General features: G+C 68.8%; 24 protein-coding genes and 1 riboswitch. Of the genes, 10 read left to right on the top strand and 14 right to left on the bottom strand.

Annotated features, from left to right (window positions below):
- The first annotated feature begins 82 nt into the window (after nucleotides 1–82).
- Nucleotides 83–1,168: a peptide chain release factor 1 gene (prfA, locus tag INQ42_RS02420; protein ID WP_194035006.1), complete on the top strand. Its 1,086-nt coding sequence runs from the start codon at nucleotides 83–85 to the stop codon at nucleotides 1,166–1,168.
- Nucleotides 1,169–1,173: 5 nt separating this feature from the next.
- Complete coding sequence (locus INQ42_RS02415) at nucleotides 1,174–2,880, top strand: O-linked N-acetylglucosamine transferase, SPINDLY family protein (protein WP_194035005.1); 1,707 nt, start codon at nucleotides 1,174–1,176, stop codon at nucleotides 2,878–2,880.
- Between the two features lie 9 nt (nucleotides 2,881–2,889).
- Here INQ42_RS02415 and INQ42_RS02410 read toward each other — a convergent pair whose 3' ends face one another.
- Nucleotides 2,890–3,459 carry a TlpA family protein disulfide reductase gene (locus INQ42_RS02410; RefSeq protein ID WP_194035004.1) on the bottom strand — a complete coding sequence of 190 codons (570 nt, stop codon included), beginning with the start codon at nucleotides 3,457–3,459 and terminating at the stop codon, nucleotides 2,890–2,892.
- Nucleotides 3,459–4,727, bottom strand: a complete 1,269-nt coding sequence (locus INQ42_RS02405) for a YihY family inner membrane protein (RefSeq protein WP_194035003.1) — start codon at nucleotides 4,725–4,727, stop codon at nucleotides 3,459–3,461. The genes INQ42_RS02410 and INQ42_RS02405 overlap by 1 nt, the downstream gene beginning before the upstream one ends.
- A gap of 102 nt (nucleotides 4,728–4,829) precedes the next feature.
- Between INQ42_RS02405 and wrbA the strand changes: the two genes are divergently transcribed.
- Both wrbA and INQ42_RS02395 read left to right on the top strand, forming a co-directional pair.
- Entirely contained in the window at nucleotides 4,830–5,420 is a 591-nt protein-coding gene (gene wrbA / locus INQ42_RS02400; protein ID WP_194035002.1) for an NAD(P)H:quinone oxidoreductase, read from the top strand.
- Nucleotides 5,417–5,785, top strand: a complete 369-nt coding sequence (locus tag INQ42_RS02395; protein ID WP_228062599.1) for a DUF2069 domain-containing protein — start codon at nucleotides 5,417–5,419, stop codon at nucleotides 5,783–5,785. Before wrbA ends, INQ42_RS02395 begins: the two co-directional genes overlap by 4 nt.
- Nucleotides 5,786–5,831: 46 nt before the next feature.
- Here INQ42_RS02395 and INQ42_RS02390 read toward each other — a convergent pair whose 3' ends face one another.
- Both INQ42_RS02390 and INQ42_RS02385 read right to left on the bottom strand, forming a co-directional pair.
- Nucleotides 5,832–7,400, bottom strand: a complete 1,569-nt coding sequence (locus tag INQ42_RS02390) for a M20/M25/M40 family metallo-hydrolase (protein WP_407070794.1) — start codon at nucleotides 7,398–7,400, stop codon at nucleotides 5,832–5,834.
- Between the two features lie 142 nt (nucleotides 7,401–7,542).
- Nucleotides 7,543–8,586, bottom strand: a complete 1,044-nt coding sequence (locus INQ42_RS02385; RefSeq protein ID WP_194035000.1) for an NADP-dependent oxidoreductase — start codon at nucleotides 8,584–8,586, stop codon at nucleotides 7,543–7,545.
- Between the two features lie 214 nt (nucleotides 8,587–8,800).
- Between INQ42_RS02385 and yedA the strand changes: the two genes are divergently transcribed.
- The 3 genes from yedA (at nucleotide 8,801) to INQ42_RS02370 (ending at nucleotide 11,681) form a co-directional block, all read left to right on the top strand.
- On the top strand, nucleotides 8,801–9,727 hold the full coding sequence (yedA, locus tag INQ42_RS02380) for a drug/metabolite exporter YedA (protein WP_194034999.1): 927 nt from the start codon (nucleotides 8,801–8,803) through the stop codon (nucleotides 9,725–9,727).
- Between the two features lie 99 nt (nucleotides 9,728–9,826).
- Nucleotides 9,827–11,053 (top strand): MFS transporter, encoded by a 1,227-nt coding sequence (locus INQ42_RS02375; protein ID WP_194035712.1) that lies wholly within the window; start codon nucleotides 9,827–9,829, stop codon nucleotides 11,051–11,053.
- 142 nt (nucleotides 11,054–11,195) lie between these two features.
- On the top strand, nucleotides 11,196–11,681 hold the full coding sequence (locus tag INQ42_RS02370) for an asparaginase domain-containing protein (RefSeq protein WP_193985896.1): 486 nt from the start codon (nucleotides 11,196–11,198) through the stop codon (nucleotides 11,679–11,681).
- Nucleotides 11,682–11,713: 32 nt separating this feature from the next.
- Here the strand turns inward: INQ42_RS02370 and thiL are convergent, their stop codons facing one another.
- The 6 genes from thiL to INQ42_RS02340 all read right to left on the bottom strand — a co-directional run bounded on the left by thiL (nucleotide 11,714) and on the right by INQ42_RS02340 (nucleotide 16,337).
- The gene (gene thiL / locus INQ42_RS02365) at nucleotides 11,714–12,739 is read right to left on the bottom strand and encodes a thiamine-phosphate kinase (protein WP_194034998.1); all 1,026 of its coding nucleotides are present in this window, start codon (nucleotides 12,737–12,739) and stop codon (nucleotides 11,714–11,716) included.
- Between the two features lie 68 nt (nucleotides 12,740–12,807).
- Entirely contained in the window at nucleotides 12,808–13,269 is a 462-nt protein-coding gene (nusB, locus tag INQ42_RS02360; RefSeq protein WP_193985894.1) for a transcription antitermination factor NusB, read from the bottom strand.
- A complete protein-coding gene (gene ribH, locus INQ42_RS02355; RefSeq protein WP_194034997.1) occupies nucleotides 13,266–13,733 on the bottom strand; it encodes a 6,7-dimethyl-8-ribityllumazine synthase in 468 nt (155 codons plus the stop codon). Before ribH ends, nusB begins: the two co-directional genes overlap by 4 nt.
- A 69-nt stretch (nucleotides 13,734–13,802) precedes the next feature.
- On the bottom strand, nucleotides 13,803–14,918 hold the full coding sequence (ribB, locus tag INQ42_RS02350) for a 3,4-dihydroxy-2-butanone-4-phosphate synthase (protein ID WP_194034996.1): 1,116 nt from the start codon (nucleotides 14,916–14,918) through the stop codon (nucleotides 13,803–13,805).
- Nucleotides 14,915–15,529, bottom strand: a complete 615-nt coding sequence (locus tag INQ42_RS02345; protein ID WP_194034995.1) for a riboflavin synthase — start codon at nucleotides 15,527–15,529, stop codon at nucleotides 14,915–14,917. Before INQ42_RS02345 ends, ribB begins: the two co-directional genes overlap by 4 nt.
- A 139-nt stretch (nucleotides 15,530–15,668) precedes the next feature.
- Nucleotides 15,669–15,851, bottom strand: a riboswitch (FMN riboswitch).
- A gap of 105 nt (nucleotides 15,852–15,956) precedes the next feature.
- Entirely contained in the window at nucleotides 15,957–16,337 is a 381-nt protein-coding gene (locus tag INQ42_RS02340) for a TraR/DksA family transcriptional regulator (protein WP_194034994.1), read from the bottom strand.
- A gap of 186 nt (nucleotides 16,338–16,523) precedes the next feature.
- Here INQ42_RS02340 and INQ42_RS02335 point away from each other — a divergent pair, with 186 nt between their 5' ends.
- Nucleotides 16,524–17,942 (top strand): dihydrolipoyl dehydrogenase, encoded by a 1,419-nt coding sequence (locus tag INQ42_RS02335; protein ID WP_194034993.1) that lies wholly within the window; start codon nucleotides 16,524–16,526, stop codon nucleotides 17,940–17,942.
- On the opposite strand, the gene ribD is transcribed toward INQ42_RS02335, so the two are convergent.
- Genes ribD through glyA form a run of 3 tightly spaced genes read right to left on the bottom strand, consistent with a single transcriptional unit; the run spans nucleotide 17,939 to nucleotide 20,873 of the window.
- Nucleotides 17,939–19,048 (bottom strand): bifunctional diaminohydroxyphosphoribosylaminopyrimidine deaminase/5-amino-6-(5-phosphoribosylamino)uracil reductase RibD, encoded by a 1,110-nt coding sequence (gene ribD / locus INQ42_RS02330; protein WP_407070780.1) that lies wholly within the window; start codon nucleotides 19,046–19,048, stop codon nucleotides 17,939–17,941. The two genes, INQ42_RS02335 and ribD, sit on opposite strands and share 4 nt — an antisense overlap.
- Before the next feature lie 43 nt (nucleotides 19,049–19,091).
- Entirely contained in the window at nucleotides 19,092–19,616 is a 525-nt protein-coding gene (nrdR, locus tag INQ42_RS02325) for a transcriptional regulator NrdR (RefSeq protein WP_194034991.1), read from the bottom strand.
- Between the two features lie 3 nt (nucleotides 19,617–19,619).
- Nucleotides 19,620–20,873 carry a serine hydroxymethyltransferase gene (glyA, locus tag INQ42_RS02320; protein ID WP_194034990.1) on the bottom strand — a complete coding sequence of 418 codons (1,254 nt, stop codon included), beginning with the start codon at nucleotides 20,871–20,873 and terminating at the stop codon, nucleotides 19,620–19,622.
- A gap of 187 nt (nucleotides 20,874–21,060) precedes the next feature.
- Here glyA and ettA point away from each other — a divergent pair, with 187 nt between their 5' ends.
- Both ettA and pyrF read left to right on the top strand, forming a co-directional pair.
- Nucleotides 21,061–22,728: an energy-dependent translational throttle protein EttA gene (ettA, locus tag INQ42_RS02315; protein ID WP_194034989.1), complete on the top strand. Its 1,668-nt coding sequence runs from the start codon at nucleotides 21,061–21,063 to the stop codon at nucleotides 22,726–22,728.
- An 85-nt stretch (nucleotides 22,729–22,813) separates the two neighbouring features.
- Entirely contained in the window at nucleotides 22,814–23,641 is an 828-nt protein-coding gene (gene pyrF, locus INQ42_RS02310; protein ID WP_194034988.1) for an orotidine-5'-phosphate decarboxylase, read from the top strand.
- A gap of 3 nt (nucleotides 23,642–23,644) precedes the next feature.
- Here the strand turns inward: pyrF and INQ42_RS02305 are convergent, their stop codons facing one another.
- On the bottom strand, nucleotides 23,645–24,562 hold the full coding sequence (locus INQ42_RS02305; protein WP_228064419.1) for a glycosyltransferase: 918 nt from the start codon (nucleotides 24,560–24,562) through the stop codon (nucleotides 23,645–23,647).
- Nucleotides 24,563–24,574 lie beyond the last annotated feature (12 nt).

Below are 24,574 nucleotides of genomic sequence, written 5' to 3'. Positions count from 1 at the left end.
CAGGCCCCGTTGCCGCCCGCCCGCTTCTCCTCCCCGCTTCGCCCCTTTTCCCAACCCACCCGTCTGGACCCGAGAACGACCGATGACCCCCAGCCTGCGCCGCAAGCTCGAAGCCCTCGCCGAACGCCGGGAAGAACTGGAGCGCCTGCTCGCCGACCCGGACGTCATCGGCGACAACCAGCGCTTCCGCCAGCTGTCGCGCGAGTTCTCGCAGCTGGGGCCGGTGGCGACCGCGCTGGCCGACGAGGCCGCTGCCCAGGCCGACCTGGAGACAGCGCTGACGATGCGCGGTGACCCGGAGCTGGCCGAGCTGGCCGAGGAGGAAATCACCGCGGCCAGCGAGCGCCTGCGCCAGCTGGACATCGAACTGCTCGCCCACCTGGTCCCGCGTGATCCACGCGACGAGGGCGACCTGTACCTGGAGGTCCGCGCCGGCACCGGCGGCGACGAGGCGGCGATCTTCGCCGGCGACCTGTTCCGCATGTATTCGCGCTACGCCGAGCGCCAAGGCTGGCGGGTCGAGGTGGAGTCGGCCAACGAAGGCGAGCACGGCGGCTACAAGGAGCTGATCGCGCGCGTCGAGGGGCGCGGCGCGTACTCCAAACTGAAGTTCGAGTCCGGCACCCACCGCGTGCAGCGCGTGCCGGAGACCGAATCCCAGGGCCGCGTGCACACTTCGGCGGCTACCGTCGCCATCATCGCGGTGGAGCCGGAAGGCGAGCCGATCGAGATCAACCCAGCCGACCTGCGCGTGGACACCTTCCGTTCCTCCGGCGCCGGGGGCCAGCACGTCAACAAGACGGATTCGGCCATCCGCATCACCCACCTGCCCAGCGGCATCGTGGTGGAGAGCCAGACCGAGCGCAGCCAGCACGCCAACCGCGACACGGCGATGAAGCGCCTGCGCGCGACCCTGGCCGAGGAGCAGGCGAACAAGGCCGCGGCGGCCATCGCCGAGGACCGCAAGCTGCAGGTCGGCAGTGGCGATCGCAGCCAGCGCATCCGCACCTACAACTACTCGCAGGGGCGCATCACCGACCACCGGGTCGAAGGCCTGACCCTGTACGACCTGCCCAACGTGCTCACCGGTGATCTGGACGCGCTCGTCGAGCGGCTGCAGCAGGAACACCAGGCCGATGAGCTCGCGCGCCTGACCAAGGGCACCTGACGGCCGTGCGGCCGGTCGACCCGCGCAGTGAAGCCCGCCTGGCGGTGACGCGTGAGCCGGGCAGCCCGCTGGCCTGGATCCTGCTGGCCGAGGCCGAACTGGACGCCGGCGATGCGGCTGCCGGCGAGGCGGCCAGCCGGCGCGCGCTGGCGCTGCTGCCCGGGCATCCCGAGGCGCTCGCCCGCCTCGGCCGGGCGCAGTGGATGCAGGGCCGGCATCAGGATGCCGCCGAAAGCCTGGGTACCGCCGCCGACCGCGCGCCCGGCCATCCCGGCATCGCCGTCTGGCTGGCCCACGTGCTGGAAGACATCGGCCAGCCTGAGCAGGCGGCCGACCAGTACGCGCGGGCGCACCGGCTCGCGCCGCAGGAGCCGCAACTGGCCGCCTACCTGCTGGCGTGGCGGCGCAAGCTGTGCGACTGGCGCGACCTGGACGCCCTGTCATCGCAGGTGCGCGCGGCGGTCCGCCGCGGCCAGGCCGCCGTGGAGCCATTCGCCTTCCTCAGCGAGGACAGCACGGCGGCCGAGCAGCTTGCCTGCGCCCGGCTGCGCGCCGCGGGCATTGCGCGCGCCGCACGACCGCTGCCGCCACCGGCGCCGCGCGCTGAAGATGGCGAACGGCCGCTGCGGGTGGGCTTCCTGTCCAATGGATTCGGCGCCCATCCGACCGGGTTGCTGACCGTGGCGCTGTTCGAGGCGCTGGCTTCGCAACAGGCCATCGACGTGCACCTGTTTGCGTTGAACGCGGACGACGGCAGCCCGATCCGCCGGCGCCTGCAGGCGGCGACCCGGTTGCACGACGTCGCCGGGCGGAGCCACGCGATAGTGGCCGCGGCAATCCGCGCTGCGGGCATCGATGTGCTGTTCGACCTGCGCGGCTGGGGCGGCGGCGGGCGGCCGGAAGTGCTGGCGATGCGCCCGGCGCCGCTGCAGGTCAACTGGCTCGCCTATCCGGGAACGTCCGGCGCCCCGTGGATCGACGCCGTCCTCGCCGATCGGTTCGTCCTGCCGCCCTCGTTGGCGCATGGATTCAACGAGCGGGTGCATTACCTTCCGCGCTGCTTCCAGCCCTCCGATACCAGCCGGGTGCTGGCGGCGCCGCCGGAGCGTGCGGAATGCGGGCTGCCGGAACCGGGCAAGGGCGTGGTGTTCTGCTGCTTCAACAACAGCTACAAACTGAATCCAGCGAGCATGCAGCGCGCGTTGGCGGTGCTGGCCGGCGTGCCCGGCAGCGTGCTCTGGCTGCTGTCCGGCCCGGGCCGCGCCGACGACCGGCTGCGCGACGCCGCAGCGGCGGCGGGCGTCGAGCCGTCACGACTGGTGTTCATGCCCAAGCAGCCGCACGAGCGCTACCTGGCGCGGCTCCAGCACGCCGACCTGTTCGTGGACACCAATCCCTACAACGCCCATACCACCGCGTCCGACGCGCTGTGGGCCGGCTGCCCGGTCCTGACCCGGCCCGGGGAGACCTTCGCCGCCCGCGTCGCCGGCAGCCTGAATCACCATCTGGGAATGCCGCAGATGAACGTCGCCAGCGATGAGGAATTCATCCAGCGCGCGATCGAGCTGGGCCGCGATCCGGCTTTGCTGCAGGCGTTGCGCAACGAGTTGGCGCAGCGACGCGGCTCGGCCGGCCTGTTCGATATGGACGGGTTCGCCGCCGACTTCACTGCCGCTGTGCTGGCGATGGCGGAGCAGCACGGCGCGCGTTAGGGAGTCCGCTCAGCCAGCCCCGGCACCATCGGGAGCGGCCCCGGCGGAACCGGCACTTGACGCCGCAATCATCTCCTCGATCTCCGCGGCGGTAACCGGGCCCATCATCTTGCGTTCGACCCGCCCGTCGGGCGCGATCAGCCAGGTCATCGGCAGCCCGCGCGGCTCGTCGAAATCCGCCGGCGGATTGGCGGTGTCAAGGATCGCGATCGGGTAGGTCACCGGGTGCTTGAGAAGGAAGGCTTTCATCTCGGCCGGCTCGATGTCCTCGTAGGCCAGCCCGACCACCTCGATGTCCTCGCGCATCGCCGCCAGGGCCGACAGCTCCGGCATCTCCTTCAGGCACGGGTTGCACCAGGTCGCCCAGAAGTTGACCAGGACCCAATTGCCGCGGTGCGCGGCGAGGTCGTATGCGGTCCCGTCAAGGGTTGTGACCAGCAGCGCTGGACGCAGGGCTTTGCCGCTCCCGCCCGGAGCGCTTGGCTCCGCTGCGGCCGCGGCCGGGGCGCCGGACGGATCGGCAGGCTGGCAGCCCAGCAAAAGTACGGCCAGCACCGCGGCGGCAGCAGCGATACGCATCAGGAACTCTCCTCGGGTTGGATGCTGGAAACGCGGCGCTTCAGGAGCTCGCGCAGCGGCAGGCGCAGCTCGTCCAGCGCGGCCACGGCGGAGTGGCCGAGCGGGTCGTCGCTGCACGGTATGCGTGCCTCGGCGATGGGAATGCGCAGCTGGCAGGCCTCGTAGAGCTCGCCCAGGGAAAGCGCGTCCAGATCCCGCGACAGCAGCCACTGGCCGTCCTCGGCGCGGTGGACGACGTTGATCTCGCGCAGTTGCTCGAGCATTTCCTGGGCCAGGGCGTCGGTCATGATCGGCTCCATGGTGAGGATGTCGTCGATGTGCAGGCCGCGGCCGTGCTCGCGCGCCTCGTTGAACCGTCCCAACAGGCGCAGGAGCCCGTACATCTCGTAGCCCTCGGGCAGGCGCATGGCCACCGGCTGGTAGCGGAAGGCCGCCATCGAGGACGCCAGGGAGGCACCCATCAGCACTGCCACCCAGCTGAGGAAGATCCACATCATGAAGATCGGCACGAAGGCCAGCGTCCCGTAGATGCGCGAGTAACTGGTGAAGGTGCCGAGGTACACGCCCAGCCCCCAGCGGACCAGCTCGAACGCGCAGGTCGCCAGCAGGCCGCCAGCCAGTGCGTGACGCCACTGCACCGTGCGGTGCGGCACAACGCGGTAGATCGCCGCGAACGCCAGCAGCTCCAGCGACATCGGCGCAAACCGCAGCATCATGCTTTGCAGCACATGCCCCGCGCTGGTTTCGAACACGGCAAGGGCAAAGATCCGCGCCGACATCGCCAGGCTCGCGGCGGCCAGGATCGCGCCCAGTGTCAACACGGTCCAATAAACCAGGAACCGGCTGAACTGCGGTCGCGCGGCCTTGACCCGCCAGATCCGGTTGAACGCGGTTTCCACGCCGTTGAGGGTGATCAGCAGCGACACCACCAGGACCACGATGCCGGCGCTGGTCAACTGCCCGGAGTTGCCGGAGAACTGCAGCAGGTACTCCTCCACCGAGCGCGCCGCGGAGGGCACGAAGTTGGAGAACACGTAGTCGCTCAGGCGCTCGGTCCAATCGGCGAATACCGGAAACGCCGACAGTACACCGAACACCACCATCGACAACGGCACCAGGGCGAACACGGTCGTGTATGACAGCGCGCCGGCGGCCTGGAAGAGGTTGTCGTCGAGCACCCGCCGGCCGAGGAAACGCAGGAACGCGCGCACCCTCGCCCGGTCCCGTATGCGTTCACCCCATTGGTTGATCGAGTCCAGTGGCTCCATCGTGTGGAGGTTAACCCACGCGGGCCGGATCTCGGTGGCAGCCGCCGCGTCGGCCGCATCCTCTATCCTTGGCGGCTTCCACTTCGGGGATCCGACAACACGATGGCCGACATCCTGGTGCTGTACTACAGCCGCAACAGCGCAGTGGCGCAGCTCGCCCGCCAGATCGCCCGTGGCATCGGCGAGGTGGACGGCATGAACGCGCGCCTGCGCTGCGTGCCGCCCGTGGCCGCGGTTACCACTACCGCTGCGCCGCCGGTGCCCGACGACGGTGCGCCCTACGTGGAGGCGCGCGACCTGGAAGAGTGCGCCGGTCTCGTGGTTGGCAGCCCGACCCGGTTCGGCAACATGGCCGCGCCGATGAAGCACTGGTTCGATGGGCTGGGCGCGCAGTGGGCCAGCGGCTTGCTGGTGGGCAAGCCGGCGGCGGTTTTCACCTCCTCATCGACGATGCACGGCGGCCAGGAGTCGACCCTGCTGACGATGATGGTGCCGCTGCTGCACCACGGCTGCGTGATCGTCGGCATCCCGTTCACCGAGCCGCGCCTGAGCACGACGCGCACCGGCGGCACGCCGTATGGCGCCAGTCACGTGGGCGGCGCGGAGGATGACCCGCGACCGAGTGAGGACGAGGCGCATCTCGCCCGCGCGCTGGGCCGGCGCATGGCGATGTTCGCCAGGAAGCTGGCGTGAGCGAGCCGGCCGCGCGGACGCCCACGGACTGGACGCTGGCCGCCGCCCTGATCGCGCTGGGCGCCCTGTTCTGCGTGTGGTTCTGGCCGGCAGCCGATTGGCCGACCCGCGACGTCGTGGCGCTGCTGGTATTCGTCGCCCCGCCGCTGCTGCTGGGCGTGGCAAAACTTGCTGGCGCACGCACGGCCGGCTACTGGGGTTCGGTGCTGGCGCTGGCGTGGTTCAGCCACGGGATCATGGTTGCCTGGACCCGGCCGCCTGAGCTGGGCTACGCGCTGCTGGAAACCGCGCTGGCGCTGGTGATCATCTTTGCCGCCAACCTGCCCGGGCTGAGGGGTCGCTTCGGCGGCCGCAAGCGCGGCTGAGCGACGGGACCCGCGGTGGATGCGGGTCCCGGCCCAGGCGTTTCAGTCAGTCGTTTTCCAGCAATGGTTTGCGCGGCAGCGGTTCGTCGCGCGTCGCCGCGTGCCAGGCAAACGACGCCACGATCGCGGCAGCCTGCTTCAGGTCCTCGGGCTGGATGTGGTCCCAGGTGTCCAGGTGGCTGTGGTGGACGTTGCTGAAGTAGTCCAGCCGGTCCTGGATGAACTGGAAGCCGGGCAGCCCCACGGCGTCGAACGCGATGTGGTCGGTGCTGCCGGTATTGCGCGTGGACACGGTGGTCGCGCCGACATCATGGAACGGGGCCAGCCAGGCCTCGAAGATCGGCACCGCGGCGAGGTTCTCCTGCGCGTAGATACCGCGGAAGCGGCCCGAGCCGTTGTCCATATTGAAGTAGGCGGAGAAGCGCCCGTAGTCGCGCTTCTTCTGCAGCGGACCGGTCGGGTCACGCAGCGAGCCGGGCAGGGCCTTCTGCGCCGGATCGGTCGGCTCCGGATACGCCGCCAGATGACGCTCGACATAGGCGCGTGAGCCGATCAGCCCCTGCTCCTCGCCGCTCCACAGGCCGATGCGGATGGTGCGGTCCGGTTGGGCGCCCACGGCCTTGAGGATGCGCATCGCCTCCATCATCACCGCCACGCCGGCGGCGTTGTCGGCCGCGCCGGTACCGGTGTGCCAGGAGTCCATGTGCGCGCCGAGCATGACGATCTCGCCGGCCTTGCGGCCACGGCCCGGAATCTCGGCGATGGTGTTGTGGCCGGGCTGGTCGGTCTCGTCGGTAAAGCGGGCGGCGACATTGACCCGCAACTTGACCGGGCGGTCTGCCTCGACTGCGCGCACCAGCGGGTTGTAGTGCTCGGCCACCATCGCCAGCTCGGGCACGCCGACCGACTCGTCCGCCTTGCGCGAACCACCGCCGCCGACGCGGATGATGCCGTTGTCCCAGCCGCTGATGCTCAGCGTGGCCAGGACACCTTCAGCGACGAAAAACTCGTTGGTCGCCTTGGTCAGCGCCACCCGCTCGGTGTATTTCCTGACCCGCTCGGCGCGGCTGTCTTCCTTGTCCCGGCCCTTGTCCCTGGGGATCTCGAACGCCTGCAGCTCGCCCAGGCCCGCATCGTCGTGGCGGTGGAACGTCGGCTTCTCGCCGGGCTTGTACTCGCGCGCCTCGCTCAGCAGCAGGATCTTGCCTTTCAGCTTGCCCTTGTACTTCTCCAGGTCTTCGGTCTTCTTGATGGTGACGAGCATCACCTCGCCTTCGACCGGACCGTTGGTGCCCGGCGTCCATGCCTTGGGCAGGGCGTGCAGGGGCGCGACGCGCGGGCTGAGCATCTGCACGCTGGCGTCGCTGAACTCCCAGCCGCGGCCGAAGTCTTCGAACGCTTCGTCGTGGACGTTGGCCAGGCCCCAGTCGGTGAGCTGGCTGCGGGTCCAGGCGTTCGCCTCCGCCATCTGCGGGGAGTTGGTCAGGCGCGGCCCGATCGACTCGGTCAGGTGGCTGAAGGTCGCCATCACCTGCGAGCGATGGAACGCCTCCTGCCGGATCTTGCCGACCATGTCCAGGTCGACCGGCTCCTGGGCAATGGCGACACCGCTCATCCCCAGGCACAGCACCAACAAGCAACGCTTGATCACTTCATCCCCTTGCGCGGATCGATATCGAGGACCCGAGTCTAGGGAGCGGCCGGCGGGTCTTCGCCGGCCAATAGTCATGCACGCGCAGCGGCGTTTGGCGAATGGCTCAACCCGACGCGGTGTCCGGCGCGATGCGCACGACCAGCTTGCCGAAGTTGTCGCCTTCCAGCATGCCGATGAAAGCCTTGGGGGCATTCTCGAGACCGTCGACGATGTCCTCGCGGAACTTGATCTTGCCCGCGCGGACCCAATCGCCCATCTCGGCGAGGAATTCGCCGTAGCGGTCGCCGTAGTCGTCAAAGATGATGAAGCCCTGCATCCTGATGCGCTTGCTGAGCAGGGTGCGGGTCAGCAGGCCGAGGCGGTCCGGCCCGGGCGGCAACTCGGTGTCGTTGTAGTGCGCGATCAGGCCGCACAGCGGAATACGCGCCTTGGCGTTCAGCAGCGGCAGGACCGCATCGAACACCGCTCCGCCGACGTTCTCGTAATAGACGTCGATGCCGTCGCTGCAGGCGGCCTTGAGCAACTGCGGAAAATCATCCGCGCGGTGGTCGATGCAGTCATCAAAACCCAGCTCTTCGATCACATAACGGCACTTTTCGGGCCCACCGGCGATGCCGACGATACGGCAGCCCTTGAGCTTGGCGATCTGGCCCACGACCGAGCCGACCGCACCGCTGGCGGCAGCCACGACTACGGTCTCGCCGGCCTTTGGCTGGCCGATGTCGAGCAGGCCCATGTAGGCCGTGAAGCCGGGCATGCCGAGCACCCCCAGTGCGAGCGAGGGCTGCTGCATGTCCAGATCCAGCCGATTGACGGCTTTGGCGTCCACCAGCGCGTATTCCTGCCACCCGCCCTGTGCCAGCACCAGGTCGCCGGCGGCATAGTCGGGGTGGTTGGACTCCTGCACCCGCGCCACGGTGCCGGCACCCATGACCTCGCCGATCCCGACCGGGGCGGCATACGACGGGCCATCGCTCATGCGCCCACGCATGTACGGATCCAGCGACAGGTAGATGTTGCGCAGCAGGACCTGGCCCTCTCCCGGCGTGGGGATCGGGGTCTCAACGGTCTTGAAATTGGCGGCGACGGGCGCGCCGACCGGGCGCGAGGCCAGGGTGACCTGGCGGTTGATGGTGGGGGTGCTCATGGGGTACTCCTTTGGGATCCAGCCGACTGTCGCGCGCGGGGAACGCTCAACGCGGGCAGCCGGAAAACGGCAAGCCCCAACGTTAGCGCCTCGTGTGTTCATTCGACCTGACGACGCCGGCCGGGACCGCGTGCGGACGGGGGAATGGCTTGTGGCACTCGTGCCGGCCCGCCCCGGGAGCGGATAATGCGCGTCCTCCTGACGACCTGCTTCCATGCCCACACGCCCTGTCACCAAAGCGCCGGCGTCGCCTGCCCTGCCCGCAGGCGTGCTGGAGCCCAAGGTATTGATACCGCTCGCGCTGCTGACCCTGTACGTGGTCTGGGGATCCACCTATCTGGGGATCCGCTACGCGCTGGAGAGCTATCCGCCGTTCCTGCTGGCGGGACTGCGCTTCACCGCCGCCGGCGTGCTCCTGTTCGGATTCCTGCGCTGGCGCGGGCACGCGTTGCCCACGCCGCTGCAGTGGCGGAACGCGGCCATCACCGGCGTGCTGCTGCTCGGCTTCGGCAACGGCCTGGTCTGCTTTGCCGAAGAGCGGGTCAGCTCGGGGATCGCGGCAGTCGCGGTCTCCAGCATGCCGCTGTTTGCGGCGGCATTCGGGACCATCTACGGACAGTGGCCGACGCGCCGGGAAGCGGTCGGTCTGCTGGTCGGCTTCACCGGCGTTGTCGTGCTCAACACCGGCAGTGGGCTGTCGGGCGAGGCCATTGGCGCCCTCGCCCTGCTGACCGCCGCGGCGTGCTGGGCATTCGGGTCGGTGTGGAGCCGGCGACAGGACATGCCGGCCGGGCCGATGAACACCGCAGCGCAGATGCTGTGCGCCAGCGTGGCCCTGCTGGTGGTCGGATTCGCCAGCGGCGAGACCCTGCCTGCCCACCCCAGCCTGAAGCCCACGCTGGCCTTGGCCTACCTGGCCGTGTTCGGCTCCATCCTCGCCTTCAGCGCTTATCTGTATGTCCTCAAGCATGCGCGGCCGGCGGTGGCGACCAGTTACGCCTACGTCAATCCGCCGGTGGCCGTCCTGCTGGGCGTGCTGCTGGTGGGCGAGACAGTGGGCCCGTTCGATCTGGCCGGGATGGCGATCATCCTCGTTGGCGTGGCGGTGATCACACTGTCCCGGCAACGCCGACCGGCCTGAGCGGAACGCGCCGGCACGAGGGAACGGAGCGCTGCGAATCCCTGTGCTAGCGTGGACGGCCTTCCGCGGTCGGGTTGTGCCAGCGTCTTGATTTCCGCCATACGGCCCCTGCTGTCCCTGCTTATCGGCGTTGCCCTGCTGCTGGCCGGAAGCGGGCTGCTGAGCACCCTGGTCGCCGTGCGCGGTGGGCTGGAGGGCTGGGACGATCAGGTCGTCGGCCTGATCATGTCGGCGTACTTCGGCGGCTTCTTCCTTGGCACCTTCGCCGCGCCCAAACTGATCCGGCGCATCGGTCATATCCGCTCATTCGCGTTCTACGCGTGCCTGTGCGCCATCGTGGTGCTGCTGCACCCCATCGTGGTGGAACCGTGGACCTGGGCGGTCCTGCGTTTGCTCAGCGGGGTCGCGCTGGTCGGCCTCTACACGGTGATCGAGAGCTGGCTCAACGCATCCGCTGCACCTGAGCAGCGCAGCCGCATCTTCGCGACCTACATGGCGATCAACCTGTTCGGGCTGGCGGCAGGGCAATGGCTGCTGGGCCTGTTCTCGCCGCTGCTGTTCGTGCCCTTCAGCCTGGTGGCGATCCTGATCTGCCTGGCAGCGCTACCGGTGACGGCCAGCCGCATGGTGCAGCCCGACACGCCGGCCAGCGTGCACCTGCAACTCCCGCAGTTGTACCGCCTGGCCCCGGCGGCAAGCGCCGGCGCGCTGTTGGGCGGGCTGGCGCTGGGCGCGTTCTGGGGCATGGCCGCGGTGTATGCCACGGGCATCGGCATGGACCTGGCAGGCGTGTCCGCGCTGGTCAGCGTCACCATTCTGGGCGGCGCACTGCTGCAATTGCCGATCGGACGGCTTTCCGACCGTGGCGACCGCCGCACGGCGCTGGTCCTGATCTGCACCCTGGCCGCGGTGCTGGCGGGATTGATCATGATGAGCGGGGGCGCCAACCGCTGGCTCCTTTTGAGCCTGTTCTTCGGATTCGGCGGGCTGCTGTTCGCCGTCTATCCCGTCAGCGTCGCCCATCTGCTGGATTACCTGCCCAACGAACATGTGCTGGCCGGTTGCAGCAGCCTGCTGCTGCTCAATGGCATCGGCTCGGCGATTGGCCCCGCGGTTGCCGGCACGCTGATGGCCCGCCTGGGACCGCAGGCGCTGCCCGGATTCTTTGCCGTGACACTGTTGTTGCTGGCAGCGGTGGTGGGGGGACGCCGACTGGTGCGCCAGCGCGACCGCGAGGATCCCGCCCAGTTCCACGCCATGCTGCGAACGACCCCATCAGCGCTGGAACTGCTGCCGGAAACCGACAGCGAGCAGGCCGAGGCCTGATTGCCCGATCCTGATTGCCCGATCCTGATTGCCTGATCCGGACCGCGGAATGTCGCACGCGGCCGCGCGGCATCACGCCGGACGAAAGCCACGTGCGTGGGCCACGCCTATAATCGGCGGTCCCCTCCAGCCCGGACGCTCCATGGACCAGCTCTGCATCGTCACCACCGGCGGCACCATCGACAAGATCTACTTCGATGACAAGTCGGACTACCAGATCGGCGAGCCGCAGATCGGCCGCATCCTGGAGGAGCTGGGTGTGGCTTTCCGCTATCGGGTCATTCCGATCCTGCGCAAGGATTCCCTGCACCTGGACGACGGCGACCGCGAGCTGATCCGCGCGACCATCGCCGCGCAGGACCTCCGCCACGTGCTGGTGACCCACGGCACCGATTCGATGGTGGAAACGGCCAAGGTCCTGGCCGGCATCGAGGGCAAGACGATTGTGTTGACCGGCGCCCTCAACCCGGCGCGCTTTCACGGCTCCGATGCGGTGTTCAATATCGGCACTGCCGTGGGCGCGGTGCAGTCGCTGCCGGGGGGCGTGCACATCGCCATGAACGGCCGCATCTGGGATCCCGCGCACGTGCGCAAGAACGTCGACGCCAACCGCTTCGAGCCGCTCTGAGCGTTTGAGCGAGGCCGCATCGGCGCGCCGCCTCAGTCGGAGAAGTGCACCCAACCCGTGCGTTCGGGCACCCAAGGAGCATCCTCGGCGTCGACGCCGGCCACCTGGGTGCCTGCGACCATGCGGCCGATGCGGGTCAGCGCGGTACCGCTCTCCAGCTCCAGCGCCTCCACCTGCGCACGCGCACTCGGGGGGGCAGTGAAACACAGCTCGTAGTCGTCTCCGCCAGACGCCTGCAGCGTGCGCCGGTCGTCGGCGGCAAATCCCTGGGAAAGGCTGGCCGAAGCAGGCAGCGCGTCCACCTCGACCAGTGCGCCCAGCCCGCTTGCCCTGCACACGTGGCCCAGATCGGACCACAGCCCATCGGAGAGATCGATCGCTGCGTGGGCGATCCCGACGAGGGCCAGGCCGACGGCCAAGCGCGGCTGCGGCCGGTCGAGACGCTCGCGCAGTGTTTCACCATGCCCGGAGTGGGCACGCTGCGTCGGCGGCGCAGCCAGCGCGGGTTTGGGGTTCCTGCGACCGTCTGCAGTTGCACCTACACCGGCGTTACCCATCAGCCAAAGCGCGGCGGCAGCATCGCCGAGGGTGCCGCTGACCCAGATGTCGTCCCCCATCTGCGCGCCCCCACGCTGCAGGGCGCGGCCCGGCTCCACCAACCCATGCGCCGTCACGCCGATCGACAACGGTCCGCGGGTCGTGTCGCCGCCAATCAGCGCGATGCCGTGTTGCCCGGCAAGCGCCAGGAAACCGTCCAGGAAGCTGTCCAGCCAGGCTGGATCATCGCCGGGCATCGACAGTGACAGCGTGCACCAGGCGGGCTGCGCGCCCATGGCGGCGAGATCGGAGAGGTTTACCGCCAATGCCTTCCAGCCGATATCGAACGGCGCGGTGTCCAGCGGAAAATGCACGCCGGCATTCAGGGTGTCGGTACAGATGACCAGCTCGCGATCCGGCGGCACCCGCACCACCGCCGCGTCATCGCCGACGCCCAGCACGATGTCCGCGCGGGAAGGCGCGCGCGAGCGGATCCGCTCAATCAGGTCGAACTCGGCCATGCGCCCTCCTCCCTCGACTGCGAACGGGTCGCACCGGCCCCCGGCCTCGGCGCCGGTGCGTTCGCGTCTCAGCGCCGGGACGCGCCGACTTCCACCGCACGCCACTGCGCGGCGGCATGGTCGAGCACGCCATTGACGTAGGTGTGGCCGTGCTCGGCGCCGAAGCGCTTGACCGACTCGATCGCCTCGTTGATGACCACGCGGTAGGGCACGTCGGGGCGGTGTTGCAGCTCGTAGGCCGCGATCCGGAGCACGGCCAGTTCGATGGCATCGACCAGGCCAATCTCCCGGTCCAGGAAAGGCGCCAGGCTGTCGTCGAGCTCCGCGCGGTGCTTGGCGACGCCATGCACGAGGTCCTCGAAGTACGCCAGGTCGGCGACCTCGCGGGCCTGCTCGTGGGCGAACTGGCTGACGATCTCGTTGGCGCGGGAACCCGACATCTGCCACGCATACAGTGCCTGCAGTGCACGCCGGCGCGCGCGTGAACGGCCGATCGGATCGATGCCACCGGGACGACGACGCTGGTTCATGCCAGGCGCTCCATCAGGTTGCTCATTTCCAGCGCTGCCATCGCCACTTCCTCGCCCTTGTTGCCATGGTTGCCGCCGGCGCGTGCCTGCGCATCCTCATGCCGTTCGACCGCCAGCACGCCGTTGCAGACCGGCACCCCGGTATCCAGCGCGACGCGCATCAGGCCATCCGAGCAGCCATCGGCGACCTGCTCGTAGTGGCGTGTGTCGCCGCGCACCACGCAGCCCAAGGCCACGATCGCCGCATGTTTGCCGGCGGTGGCGAGCTGCCGCGCAGTGACCGGGATCTCCCATGCGCCGGGCACCCGCACCACGTCGACGGCGTCCTCGGTGACGCCGTGCTCGGCAAACGCCGCGCGCGCCGCCTCGACCAGGCTGTCGGTGATGCGGGGATTCCAGCGGCTGGCGATGATCGCGAAACGCGCGCCGTCGGGGCTGCGCAGGTCGCCTTCGATATGGGACATGGGAACGAACGCCTTGTAGGGGAGCGGCATCGCGCTGCTGCGCGACCGGACAGTTTAGCGCGGGCCGGGTTAGCGCGGCCCGGCGTCGACGTACTCGACCACCTCCAGGCCGAAGCCAGCCAGGCCGACCTGCTTGCGCGGCGTGCCCATCACCCGCAGCCGGCCCAGCCCCAGGTCGGCGAGGATCTGGCTGCCGGCGCCGTTGCGGCGCCACTCGTGCAGCGTCTCGCCTTCGCTGGCCGGCGGCGGCGCCTGGTCGGCGGCATGGCGGATGCGCGCGAGCAAGGCGTCGGTGTCGGCGCGATCCTCCAGCAGCACCAGCGCGCCGCGACCCGCCGCGGCGATCGCGGCAAGCACGTCGCCGACGGCCGGACCGAAGTCCGCACGCCGCCAGCGCAGTCCGTCTGCGAGCGGATTTTGCACCTGCACGCGCACCAGCGTGGGCACCGTCGGATCCGCCTCGCCCAGGGTCAGGGCGAAATGCAGGCCATGGCTCAGCCGGTCGCGGTAGCTCATCAGCTGGAACGGACCGTGCTCGGTCTCGATCGTGCGCGAATCGACGCGCTCCACGGTGTGCTCCGTTTCCAGCCGGTAACGAATCAGGTCCTCGATGGAGCCGATCTTCAGGCCGTGCTCGGCGGCGAACACCTCCAGCTCCGGGCGGCGGGCCATAGTGCCGTCTGCGTTGAGGATCTCGACCAGCACCCCGGCTGGCTCCATGCCCGCCATCATCGCCAGGTCGGCGGCGGCCTCGGTGTGGCCGGCACGGCTGAGCACACCGCCGGGTTGCGCCTGCAGCGGGAAGATGTGGCCGGGCTGGTTGAGGTCGCTGGCCGAGGCGTCCGGCCGCACCGCGGTACGCACCGTGTGTGCACGGTCGTAGGCCGAGATGCCGGTGGTGACACCTTCGGCGGCCTCGATGCTGACGGTGAAGTTGGTGTGGTGCTGGGAGGTGTTGTCGCGGACCATCGGCGGCAGTCCGAGCTGGCGGCAGCGCTCGCGGGTCAACGACAGGCAGACCAGGCCGCGTGCGTGGGTGACCATGAAGTTGATGTCGGTCGGCCTGACCAGCTCGGCGGCCATGATCAGGTCGCCTTCGTTCTCGCGGCCCTCGTCATCGACGATCACGACCATGCGGCCGGCGCGGATTTCTTCCAGCAGTTCGGGAATGGGGGCGAAACTCATGACGTGGCTCCGTTGGCGTCGGCATGGCCCAGCAGGCGCTCGACATAGCGCGCCACCAGATCGATTTCCAGGTTGACCGCATCATCCACGTGGGTGGCGGCAAAGGCGGTGTGGGAGACCGTGTGCGGCACCAGCGCGACCGCGAAACCGCTCGCATCGACCTCGTTCACCGTCAGGCTGACCCCGTCCACGCAGATCGAGCCCTTGCGGGCGATGTAGCGCATCAGATCCATCGGCGCGGTGAACCGCCAGCGCTGGGCGCGGCCGTCGTCGGTGATCGCCGCGACCGCACCGACGCCGTCCACGTGGCCGCTGACCATATGGCCGCCGAGCCGGTCGGTCGGACGCATCGCACGCTCCAGGTTGACTGGCGCGCCCACGGCCAGTCGGCCCAGGGTGGTCAGGGCGAGCGTTTCGGTGGATGCGTCGGCCTGGAAGGAGTCGGCGTCAAACTCGACCACGGTCAGGCAGGTGCCGTTGACGGCGATGCTCTCGCCCAGCGCCACCGCGTCGAACGCCAGCGAGCCGACCTCGATGGTGAGCCGGGCGTCACCGCCGACGGCCTCGCGCGCCGCGATGCGGCCGACGCCTTCAATGATGCCGGTAAACATCAGCGCGCCTCCCGCTGCACAACGCAGGAACAGGGACGGCGAAGGAAATAGGCAGCTCTGGACATGGATCGTTTCCCGCGTAGAAGGTCTGCGAAAAACGCCACAAGGCATGGCGTACGCACGGCATTACGCCCTGCGTAGCCGTCTTCTTTCATCCGGACTGTGACCGTCGGCTCCGGAATCGGACCGGATCTGCTGACCCCCTGCATCGGCCTTGGCCGGTACCGGAGCGCTCGCGGGCTTGTCGTGGCGATCGGTCATGGTGACCGGCTGCCGGCGACCTACCGCCGGTGGGGAATCGCACCCCGCCCTGAAGACGTTACGTGTGCCCTCGCGGATGCGAGGACGGTTGGATTCTAGCAGTGGGCGAGCGCCGGGACGCCGCGCGGGGTGGAACGGTGCAACCCGCGGGGCGGCGCTCAGCTTGTCAGCGCTGCGCCCGCCTGGCTTCATGGACCTGCTGGCACGCAAGGCACCGCTTGGCCGTCGGATAGGCCTCCAGGCGCTCGTACGGGATCGCCACGTCGCAGTCGATGCAGATCCCGTAGGTGCCGCCAGCCATGCGCGCGCGGGCCGCGAAGATGTCCTGCAGCTCCACCGCGTCACGCTTGGTGTCGGCATTGTTGATGTCGGTCACCAGCGAGGCCAGCGACTCGTCGCCGGCGTCGGAGGTGCCCGACAGCAACTCGTCGTAGCCCTCCACGCGCATGCGCCTGAGTCCGTCGCGGATTTCCTCGCGCAGCACCGGCTCACGCTCGTCCATCATTTTTGCGAGGTGCTCGCGCTGGGTACTGCTCAGACTCGTCATGGTTCAGCTCCCTGTCCCCGGCGCGGTTGCAGACGGACCTTGCCGGGTGGTGAATGCGATCTCGGCGCGGATCGCGGTCCCCGAGCATAGCGAACCCCGAAACCCGTCCTGTGAGGCACTCCCTCGACCGGCGGCTCATCGGCGGATCGTCATACTGCCCGGCCAACCGTTCAAGGGAGCCCCAACATGACACGACGCGTCCGCATCGCGATCCTCGGCGCCGGTACTGCCGGCCTGACAGCGCTCAAGGAGGCCCAGCGCTACACCGATGACGTGCTGCTGATCAATCACGGTCCCTATGGCACCACCTGCGCGCGGGTCGGCTGCATGCCGTCCAAAGCGCTGATCGAGGTCGCCCACGCCTACGCGCGGAAGGACTGGCTGGGCACGGTCGGAATCGACGGCACCGAAGCGCTGAAGCCCGATCTGCGAGCCGTTATGGAGCACGTGCGCAGGTTGCGCGACCGCTTCACTGCCGGCTCGATCCAGATCGCGCAGGACCTGGGCGATCGCAGCATCCGCGGCAAGGCGCGCTTCGTCGATGCGCACACGCTGGACGTCAACGGCGAAACGATCCACGCCGACACCGTGATCATCGCCACCGGCACCCGCCCGATCGTGCCCGAGGCATGGCGCGCCATCGGCGACAGGCTGGTCACTTCCGACGAGGTGTTTGAACTGGTGTCGCCCGGTCAGCGCCTGGGCGTGGTCGGGCTCGGCCCGATCGGCGTCGAGCTGGCGCAGGCATTCGCGCAGTTGGGGTGCGAGGTCCACGGGTTCACCAAGGGCAGCCAGATCGCGGGGCTGAAGGATCCCGAGGTCAACGCCAGCCTGCTGGCCGCGCTCGGCGAACAGATGTCGATCAGCACCGACGTGGAGGTGTCGGTGCGCGCTGACGGGGATGGGGCGGTGATCGACGATGGCAAACGGAGCGTCGTCGTGGACTGGGTGCTCGCGGCAATCGGCCGGCAACCCAACATCGAGGGTCTCGGCCTGGACACCCTCGGCGTCGAACTCGACGAGCGCGGCATGCCGGCCTTCAACCCCAAAACCTTGCAGGTGGGCGACCTGCCGATCTACATCGCCGGCGATGTGAGCGGACAGCGCCCGCTGCTGCACGAGGCTGCCGATGAGGGACGCATCGCCGCTTACCACGCGCTGCATCCCGAAGCCGATTGCCTGATGCGTCGCGCACCGCTGGGCATCGTTTTTACCGAGCCCGGTGCCGGCCAGGCCGGCCTGTCCTACAGCGAGCTGCCCGAGTCCGGCGTCGTGGTCGGCAAGATCGACTACAGCCGCCAGGGCCGCGCGGTGATGGCCGGGCGCAACGCCGGAGTGCTGCACATCTACGTCGACGCCGGCAACGCCCGGATCCTGGGAGCGGAGGCGGTCGCACCCGATGCCGAGCACCTGCTGCACCTGCTCGCCTGGGCGATCCAGCAGGAGATGACCGTCGACACGATGCTGCACCTGCCCTTCTACCACCCGACGGTGGAGGAAGGCCTGCGCACCGCCCTGCAATCCGCGCGCCGCGCCTTGAGCAAGCGCCGCGAGCAACCCGACCTGCCGCTGTGCCGCCCGACGATCGACTGGGCGCTGGGCTAGCCTGGACGCGCCCCTGACGGGCGCGGACGCAGCAGCACCCGGATGTCCTCACCCAGCAGCCGGGTCTCGACCGTCTCCATGCGCATCACCTGGTCCATGTGGTCGACGTTGAGGCCGTCGAACAGCGGTCGCGCGTTCGAGCCCAGCAGGACCGGCGCGACGTACAGCAGGACCTCATCGGCCAGTCCGGCCTCAAGGAAGGCGGCCGCGAGCGTGGCGCCCGCTTCGACCATCACCTCGTTGATGCCGCGATCGGCGAGCAGCTTGAGCACCGCCGCCAGATCAAAGCGGCCCACTTTCACCGGCACAACCGCCAGCTGTGCGCTGATGCCGCGGGCGAGCTTGGTGTCGGGAGCGTGGATGTACAGCGTCGGTGCATCGCCCTCGCGCACCTTGCCGCGCGCGATGGTCGCCAGGCCGGGATCCAGCACCACGCGCAGGGGCGGCACGAACGCGATGTCCTCGTCCAGCCGCACCGTCAGCGACGGGTCATCGGCCAGCACCGTGCCGGCGCCGGTGAGGATCGCCCCGGCGCGCGCGCGCCAGTGCTGCACGTCGTTGCGTGAGGCCGGACCGCTGATCCATTTCGATTCGCCGTTGGCCAGCGCGCTGCGCCCGTCCATGCTCGCCGCGAGCTTGACCCGGACCCACGGCCGGCCCCGGCCCAGCCGCGACAGGTAGCCGCGGTTGAGCGCGCGCGCCTGGTCTTCCATCAGGCCTTCCGCGACCTCGATGCCGGCCTCGCGCAAGCGCTCGAAGCCCGCACCGTCGACCTGCGGAAACGGGTCGCGCATCGCCGCGACCACGCGCGACACACCGGCGGCGATCAAGGCATCCGCGCAGGGGCCGGTACTGCCGGTATGCGCGCACGGCTCCAGCGTCACGTACACGGTCGCACCCTTGGCCCGCTTGCCGGCCTCCTGCAGGGCCAGCACCTCGGCATGGCCTTCGCCGGCGCGCTGGTGCCAGCCCTCGCCGACCACTTCGTCGCCCTTGACGATGACGCAGCCGACCATCGGGTTGGGCCGGGTGGTGTAGGCGCCGCGCTCGGCCAGGCGCAGCGCGCGCGTCATCATCAGGTGGTCGGTGGCGGTGAACTCGGGCATCAACGCAGGTTCCTGCAGTTAAGGGGTGCGACCGTGGTCCGGCTCAACGTTTACGCGTGGCGGACGGCAGCGGCTCGTCAGCGCCGCCCAGCAGCGGCAGTTGCTCGTCGCCGGAGTTGTCGCTCTCCAGCCGGTCGAGTTCGTCGCGGAAATCGGCCACGTCCTGGAACGCCCGGTACACCGAGGCGAAGCGCACGTAGCCCACGTGGTCGAGCTTGCGCAGCTCGCCCATGACGAACTCGCCGACGCGGATCGAGGACAGCTCACGCTCGGTGGTGCGGCGCAGCTGGTGCACCACCGCGCGCACCGCCGCCTCGATCTGCTCCTCGGCCACCGGCCGCTTCTGCAGGGCGCGGTCGAACCCGGCGCGCAGCTTGCGGGCATCGAACGCCTCGCGCCGGCCATCGGACTTGATGATCACCGGCAACTTCAGCTCGATCGTCTCCAGCGTCGAAAACCGCTCACCGCAGGCCTCGCAGACGCGACGGCGGCGGATCGTCGCGCCGTCATCGGACACCCGCGAGTCGATGACGCGGGTATCGACGTGCTGGCAGAAAAGACAGTGCAAAGCTCAGCCGTAGACCGGGAACTGGGCGCACTGCCTGGTGACGTTTTCACGCACCGCGGCGATGACCTGCTCGTCGTTGGGGTTGTCGAGCACGTCGCAGATCCAGTTGGCCAGGGCGACGCAGTCCGGCTCGCGGTAGCCGCGGGTGGTCACCGCCGGGGTGCCGATGCGCAGGCCCGAGGTCACGAACGGCTTGGCCGGGTCGTTGGGCACCGCGTTCTTGTTGACGGTGATGTGGGCCTTGCCCAGCGCCGCCTCCGCGTCCTTGCCGGTGATGCCCTTGCCGATCATGTCGATCAGCATCAGGTGGTTCTTCGTGCCGCCGGAGACGATCTTGTAGCCGCGGTGGATGATGGTTTCCGCCATCGCCTGGGCGTTCTTGACCACCTGTTGCTGGTAGGCCTTGAACTCCGGCTCCAGCGCTTCCTTGAAGGCCACCGCCTTGGCCGCGATGACGTGCATCAGCGGGCCGCCCTGCAGGCCGGGGAAGACGATGCTCTGCAGCTTCTTGACCAGGTCCTCGCTCGGGTTCTTGGCCAGGATGATTCCGCCGCGCGGGCCGCGCAGGGTCTTGTGGGTCGTCGAGGTCACCACGTGCGCGTGCGGCAGCGGGTTGGGGTACACGCCGGCGGCGATCAGTCCGGCCACGTGGGCCATGTCGACGAAGAAGATCGCGCCCACCTTGTCGGCGATCTCGCGCATCCGCGCCCAGTCCACCACCTGCGAGTAGGCACTGAAACCGCCGATCAGCATCTTCGGCTTGTGCTCAAGGGCCAGCCGCTCCATCTCGTCGTAATCGATCATTCCCGCGTCATCGACGCCGTACTGGACGATGTTGAACAGCTTGCCGCTGATGTTGACCTTGGCCCCGTGGGTGAGGTGGCCACCGTGGGCCAGGCTCATGCCCAGCACCGTATCACCGGGCTGCAGCAGCGAGAAATACACCGCCTGGTTGGCCTGTGAACCCGAGTGAGGCTGCACGTTGGCGTAGTCGGCGCCAAACAGTTCCTTCAGCCGGTCGATCGCCAGTTGCTCGGCGATGTCGACAAACTCGCAGCCGCCGTAATAGCGCTTGCCGGGGTAGCCCTCGGCGTACTTGTTGGTCAGCTGGCTGCCCTGCGCTTCCATCACCCGCGGGCTGGCGTAGTTCTCGCTGGCGATCAGCTCGACGTGGTCTTCCTGGCGGCGGTTCTCGTCGGCGATGGCCTGGGCGAGTTCGGGGTCAAAACCTTCGATGCTTGCGTCGCGCGGGAACATGGTCACTCCAGGAGCGGATGAGGGAGGAAGTCGCCCAGTTTAGCCTCCGCCGCACGCGACGGGCGAAGCTGACCGGCAGGGATTGCCGACCCTGCAAAACACCTGTAGATGCGCGATAATGGCCGGCTAATCCTTTTCCATCGCCTTGCCCGTTATCGGGCACGGCCGCCTGCCTGCGGAGCATCCCATGTCAGCGCAATACATCTACACCATGAACGGGGTCAGCAAGACCGTTCCGCCCAAGCGCGAGATCATCAAGGACATCTCCCTGTCCTTCTTCCCCGGCGCCAAGATCGGCCTGCTCGGCCTGAACGGTTCGGGCAAGTCGACCGTGCTCAAGATCATGGCCGGCGTCGACCAGGACTTCAGCGGCGAGGCGCGCGCGGCCAAGGGCATCAAGGTCGGCTACCTCGCCCAGGAGCCGCAGCTGAACCCCGAGCACACCGTGCGCCAGGCGGTCGAGGAAGGCCTGGGTGAGGTGATCAATGCGCAGGCCGCGCTGGACCGGGTGTACGAGGCCTACGCCGAGGAAGACGCCGACTTCGACAAGCTCGCCGCCGAGCAGCAGCGCCTGGAGGCAATCCTCGCCGCCGGCGATGCGCACACGCTGGAGCACCAGCTGGAAGTGGCCGCCGACGCGCTGCGCCTGCCACCGTGGGAGGCGATCGTGGGCAAGCTGTCGGGTGGCGAGAAGCGCCGCGTGGCGCTGTGCCAGTTGCTGCTGCAGAAGCCCGACATGCTGCTGCTGGACGAGCCCACCAACCACCTGGACGCCGAGTCGGTCGAATGGCTGGAGCAGTTCCTGGCCCGCTACACCGGCACTGTCGTGGCCGTCACCCATGACCGTTACTTCCTCGAGAACGCGGCCGAGTGGATCCTCGAGCTGGACCGGGGCCGGGGCATTCCCTGGAAGGGCAACTACACCGCGTGGCTGGAGCAGAAGGGCGAGCGCCTGAAGCAGGAAGAGTCCGGTGAGAAGGCCCGCCAGAAGGCGCTGGCCAAGGAGCTGGAATGGGTGCGCAGCAACGCCAAGGGCGGCCGCACCAAGGGCAAGGCGCGACTGGCGCGCTTCGAGGAACTCAACTCGGTTGAGTACCAGAAGCGCAACGAGACCAACGAGATCTTCATTCCGCCCGGCGAGCGCCTGGGCAGCTCGGTGATCGAGTTCAAGAACGTCTCCAAGTCCTTTGGTGACCGCCTGCTGATCGACGACCTGAGCTTCATCATTCCGCCCGGCGCGATCGTCGGCATCATCGGCCCCAACGGCGCCGGCAAGTCGACCCTGTTCAAGATGATCACCGGCCAGGAGACCCCTGACAGCGGCGAGATCATCAAGGGCCCGTCGACCAACATCGCCTATGTCGACCAGAGCCGCGACACCCTGGAAGGCAACCACAACGTGTTCCAGGAAATCTCCGGCGGCGCCGACATCCTCAATATCAACGGCACCGAGATCCAGTCGCGCGCCTACCTGGGCCGCTTCAACTTCAAGGGCCAGGACCAGCAGAAGCTGGTCGGCACCCTGTCGGGCGGTGAGCGTGGCCGCCTGCACCTGGCCAAGACCCTGCTGCAGGGCGGCAACGTGCTGCTGCTGGACGAACCATCCAACGACCTGGACGTGGAGACCTTGCGCGCGCTGGAAGACGCATTGCTGGAGTTCCCCGGCTGCGCGGTGGTGATCAGCCATGACCGCTGGTTCCTGGACCGCATCGCGACCCACATCCTCGCCTTCGAGGGTGACTCGCATGTGGAGTACTTCCAGGGCAACTACCGCGAATACGAGGAAGACAAGAAGCGTCGCCTCGGCGAGGAAGGCGCGCAGCCCAAGCGCCTGCGTTTCAAGGCGCTGAAGTAAGCGCGCAGAAGTAAGCGCACGAAAGCACGCACCCGCATGCCCACCGCGCGGGTGGGCGTGCGCGCACCGACACCAGGAGAGGACGATGGGCTTCATGCAGGCACTGCGGCAGCGCTGGACCGCGGCCGATTCGCTGGTCTGTGTTGGGCTGGATCCGGAGCCGTCCAGGTTCCCGGCGCGCTTCGCCGATGACCCCGATGCGGCGTTCCATTTCTGCCGCGACATCGTTGATGCCACCGCCGAGCACGTCTGCGCGTTCAAGCCGCAGATCGCCCACTTTGCCGCGCTGGGTGCCGAAGACGCGCTGCAACGGGTGATCGACCACATCCACGAGCGCCACCCGGGAATCCCGGTGATCCTGGATTCCAAGCGCGGCGACATCGGGAGCACCGCGCAGCATTACGCGACCGAAGCGTTCGACCGCTATCGCGCCGATGCGGTGACCGCCAACCCCTATCTGGGCCGTGACTCGGTGCAGCCGTTCCTGGACCGCGCCGACCGCGGCGTGGTGATCCTGTGCCGCACCTCCAATCCCGGCGCTCGCGATCTGCAGGACCTGCCGGTCGCCAACCACGATGGCGGCACCCGGCCGCTGTACCAGTGTGTTGCCGAGATGATCTCGCGCGACTGGAACGGGCACGGCAACTGCATGCTGGTGGTGGGCGCGACGTGGCCGGGCCAGCTGCGTGAGGTGCGCGCGATCGTCGGCGACATGCCCTTCCTGGTGCCAGGGGTCGGCGCGCAGGGCGGCGACGTGGAGGCGGTGGTCAGCAACGCGCGTACCGACGATGGCAGCGGACTGGTCGTCAGCTCCTCGCGCGCGGTGCTGTACGCCTCGGTCGGGGATGACTTCGCCGATGCGGCGGCCGCCGCGGCACGCACGCTGCGCGAGCAGATCAACCGCTATCGCTGAGGTTCAGGCCCTGCTGCGCAGCAGGGCCCCGACCACCGCGAACGGAAACCGCGCCCAGATAAGGGCAAACACCAGCGCGCGCACGCCAACGCCACGCTGGGCGGCCTCGAACTTGCGGAAGTAACGCCACAGCCCGCGGTGCTTGTGCCATTCCACGAACCAGGGGTTGGAGCGGCTGGAAACCCCGCGCACGTGCACGACCCGCACCCGGTTCGCGACCGCGAGCTCGACGCCATCGGCGGCCAGCCGGCGGCACAGGTCCAGATCCTCCGCGTGCAGGCGATACGCCTCGTCGAAGCCGCCAATGCGCTCGAAGCGCGCCCGCGCGAGGAACATCAGGGCGCCGGAAATCGCTTCCACCGGCTGCAACTCGGCCCCGTCGTCAGGCTGGATCGCCAAAGCGGCGCGCGACCCGGGCCGGCGTCCGCGCAGCCCGGCCGCGAACCCACCGAGCATCGCAAGGAAATCCGGGGCGCGGCGGCGGGCGGCGGGGTCACGGGTTCCGGCCTCGTCGACCAGATCGACGCCCAGCAGGACGTCGACACCGGCGGCACGGCGTTGCAGCGCAAGCTGACGCAGGCGCGACAGGGTGTCGACCTCCACCAACGCATCGGGATTGACGAAGGCCAGCCAGCGACAGGACGGCGCCTGCGCGGCGATCGCCGCGGCGCCCTGGTTGCAGGCCATCCCGAAGCCGGCGTTGTCGGGGTTGGCGATGAACTGGACGCGTGGATCGGCCACGGCGTGGCGCTGGATCACTGCCACCGTGCCGTCGGTGGAGTCGTTGTCGACCACCCGGATCGCCGCCACGCCGACGGCGTCGCGCAACCGCGCCAGGCAGTCATCGATGGTGGCCAGGCTCTGATAGCTGACCACCACCACGCCGATGTCGGCGTCCATCGGCGTCGAGTCCTCAGCCATGCGCGGCGACGT

The sequence above is a fragment of the Lysobacter avium genome (assembly GCF_015209745.1).
Taxonomy (GTDB): domain Bacteria; phylum Pseudomonadota; class Gammaproteobacteria; order Xanthomonadales; family Xanthomonadaceae; genus Novilysobacter; species Novilysobacter avium.
This window is presented reverse-complemented; position numbering and strand designations above follow the sequence as displayed.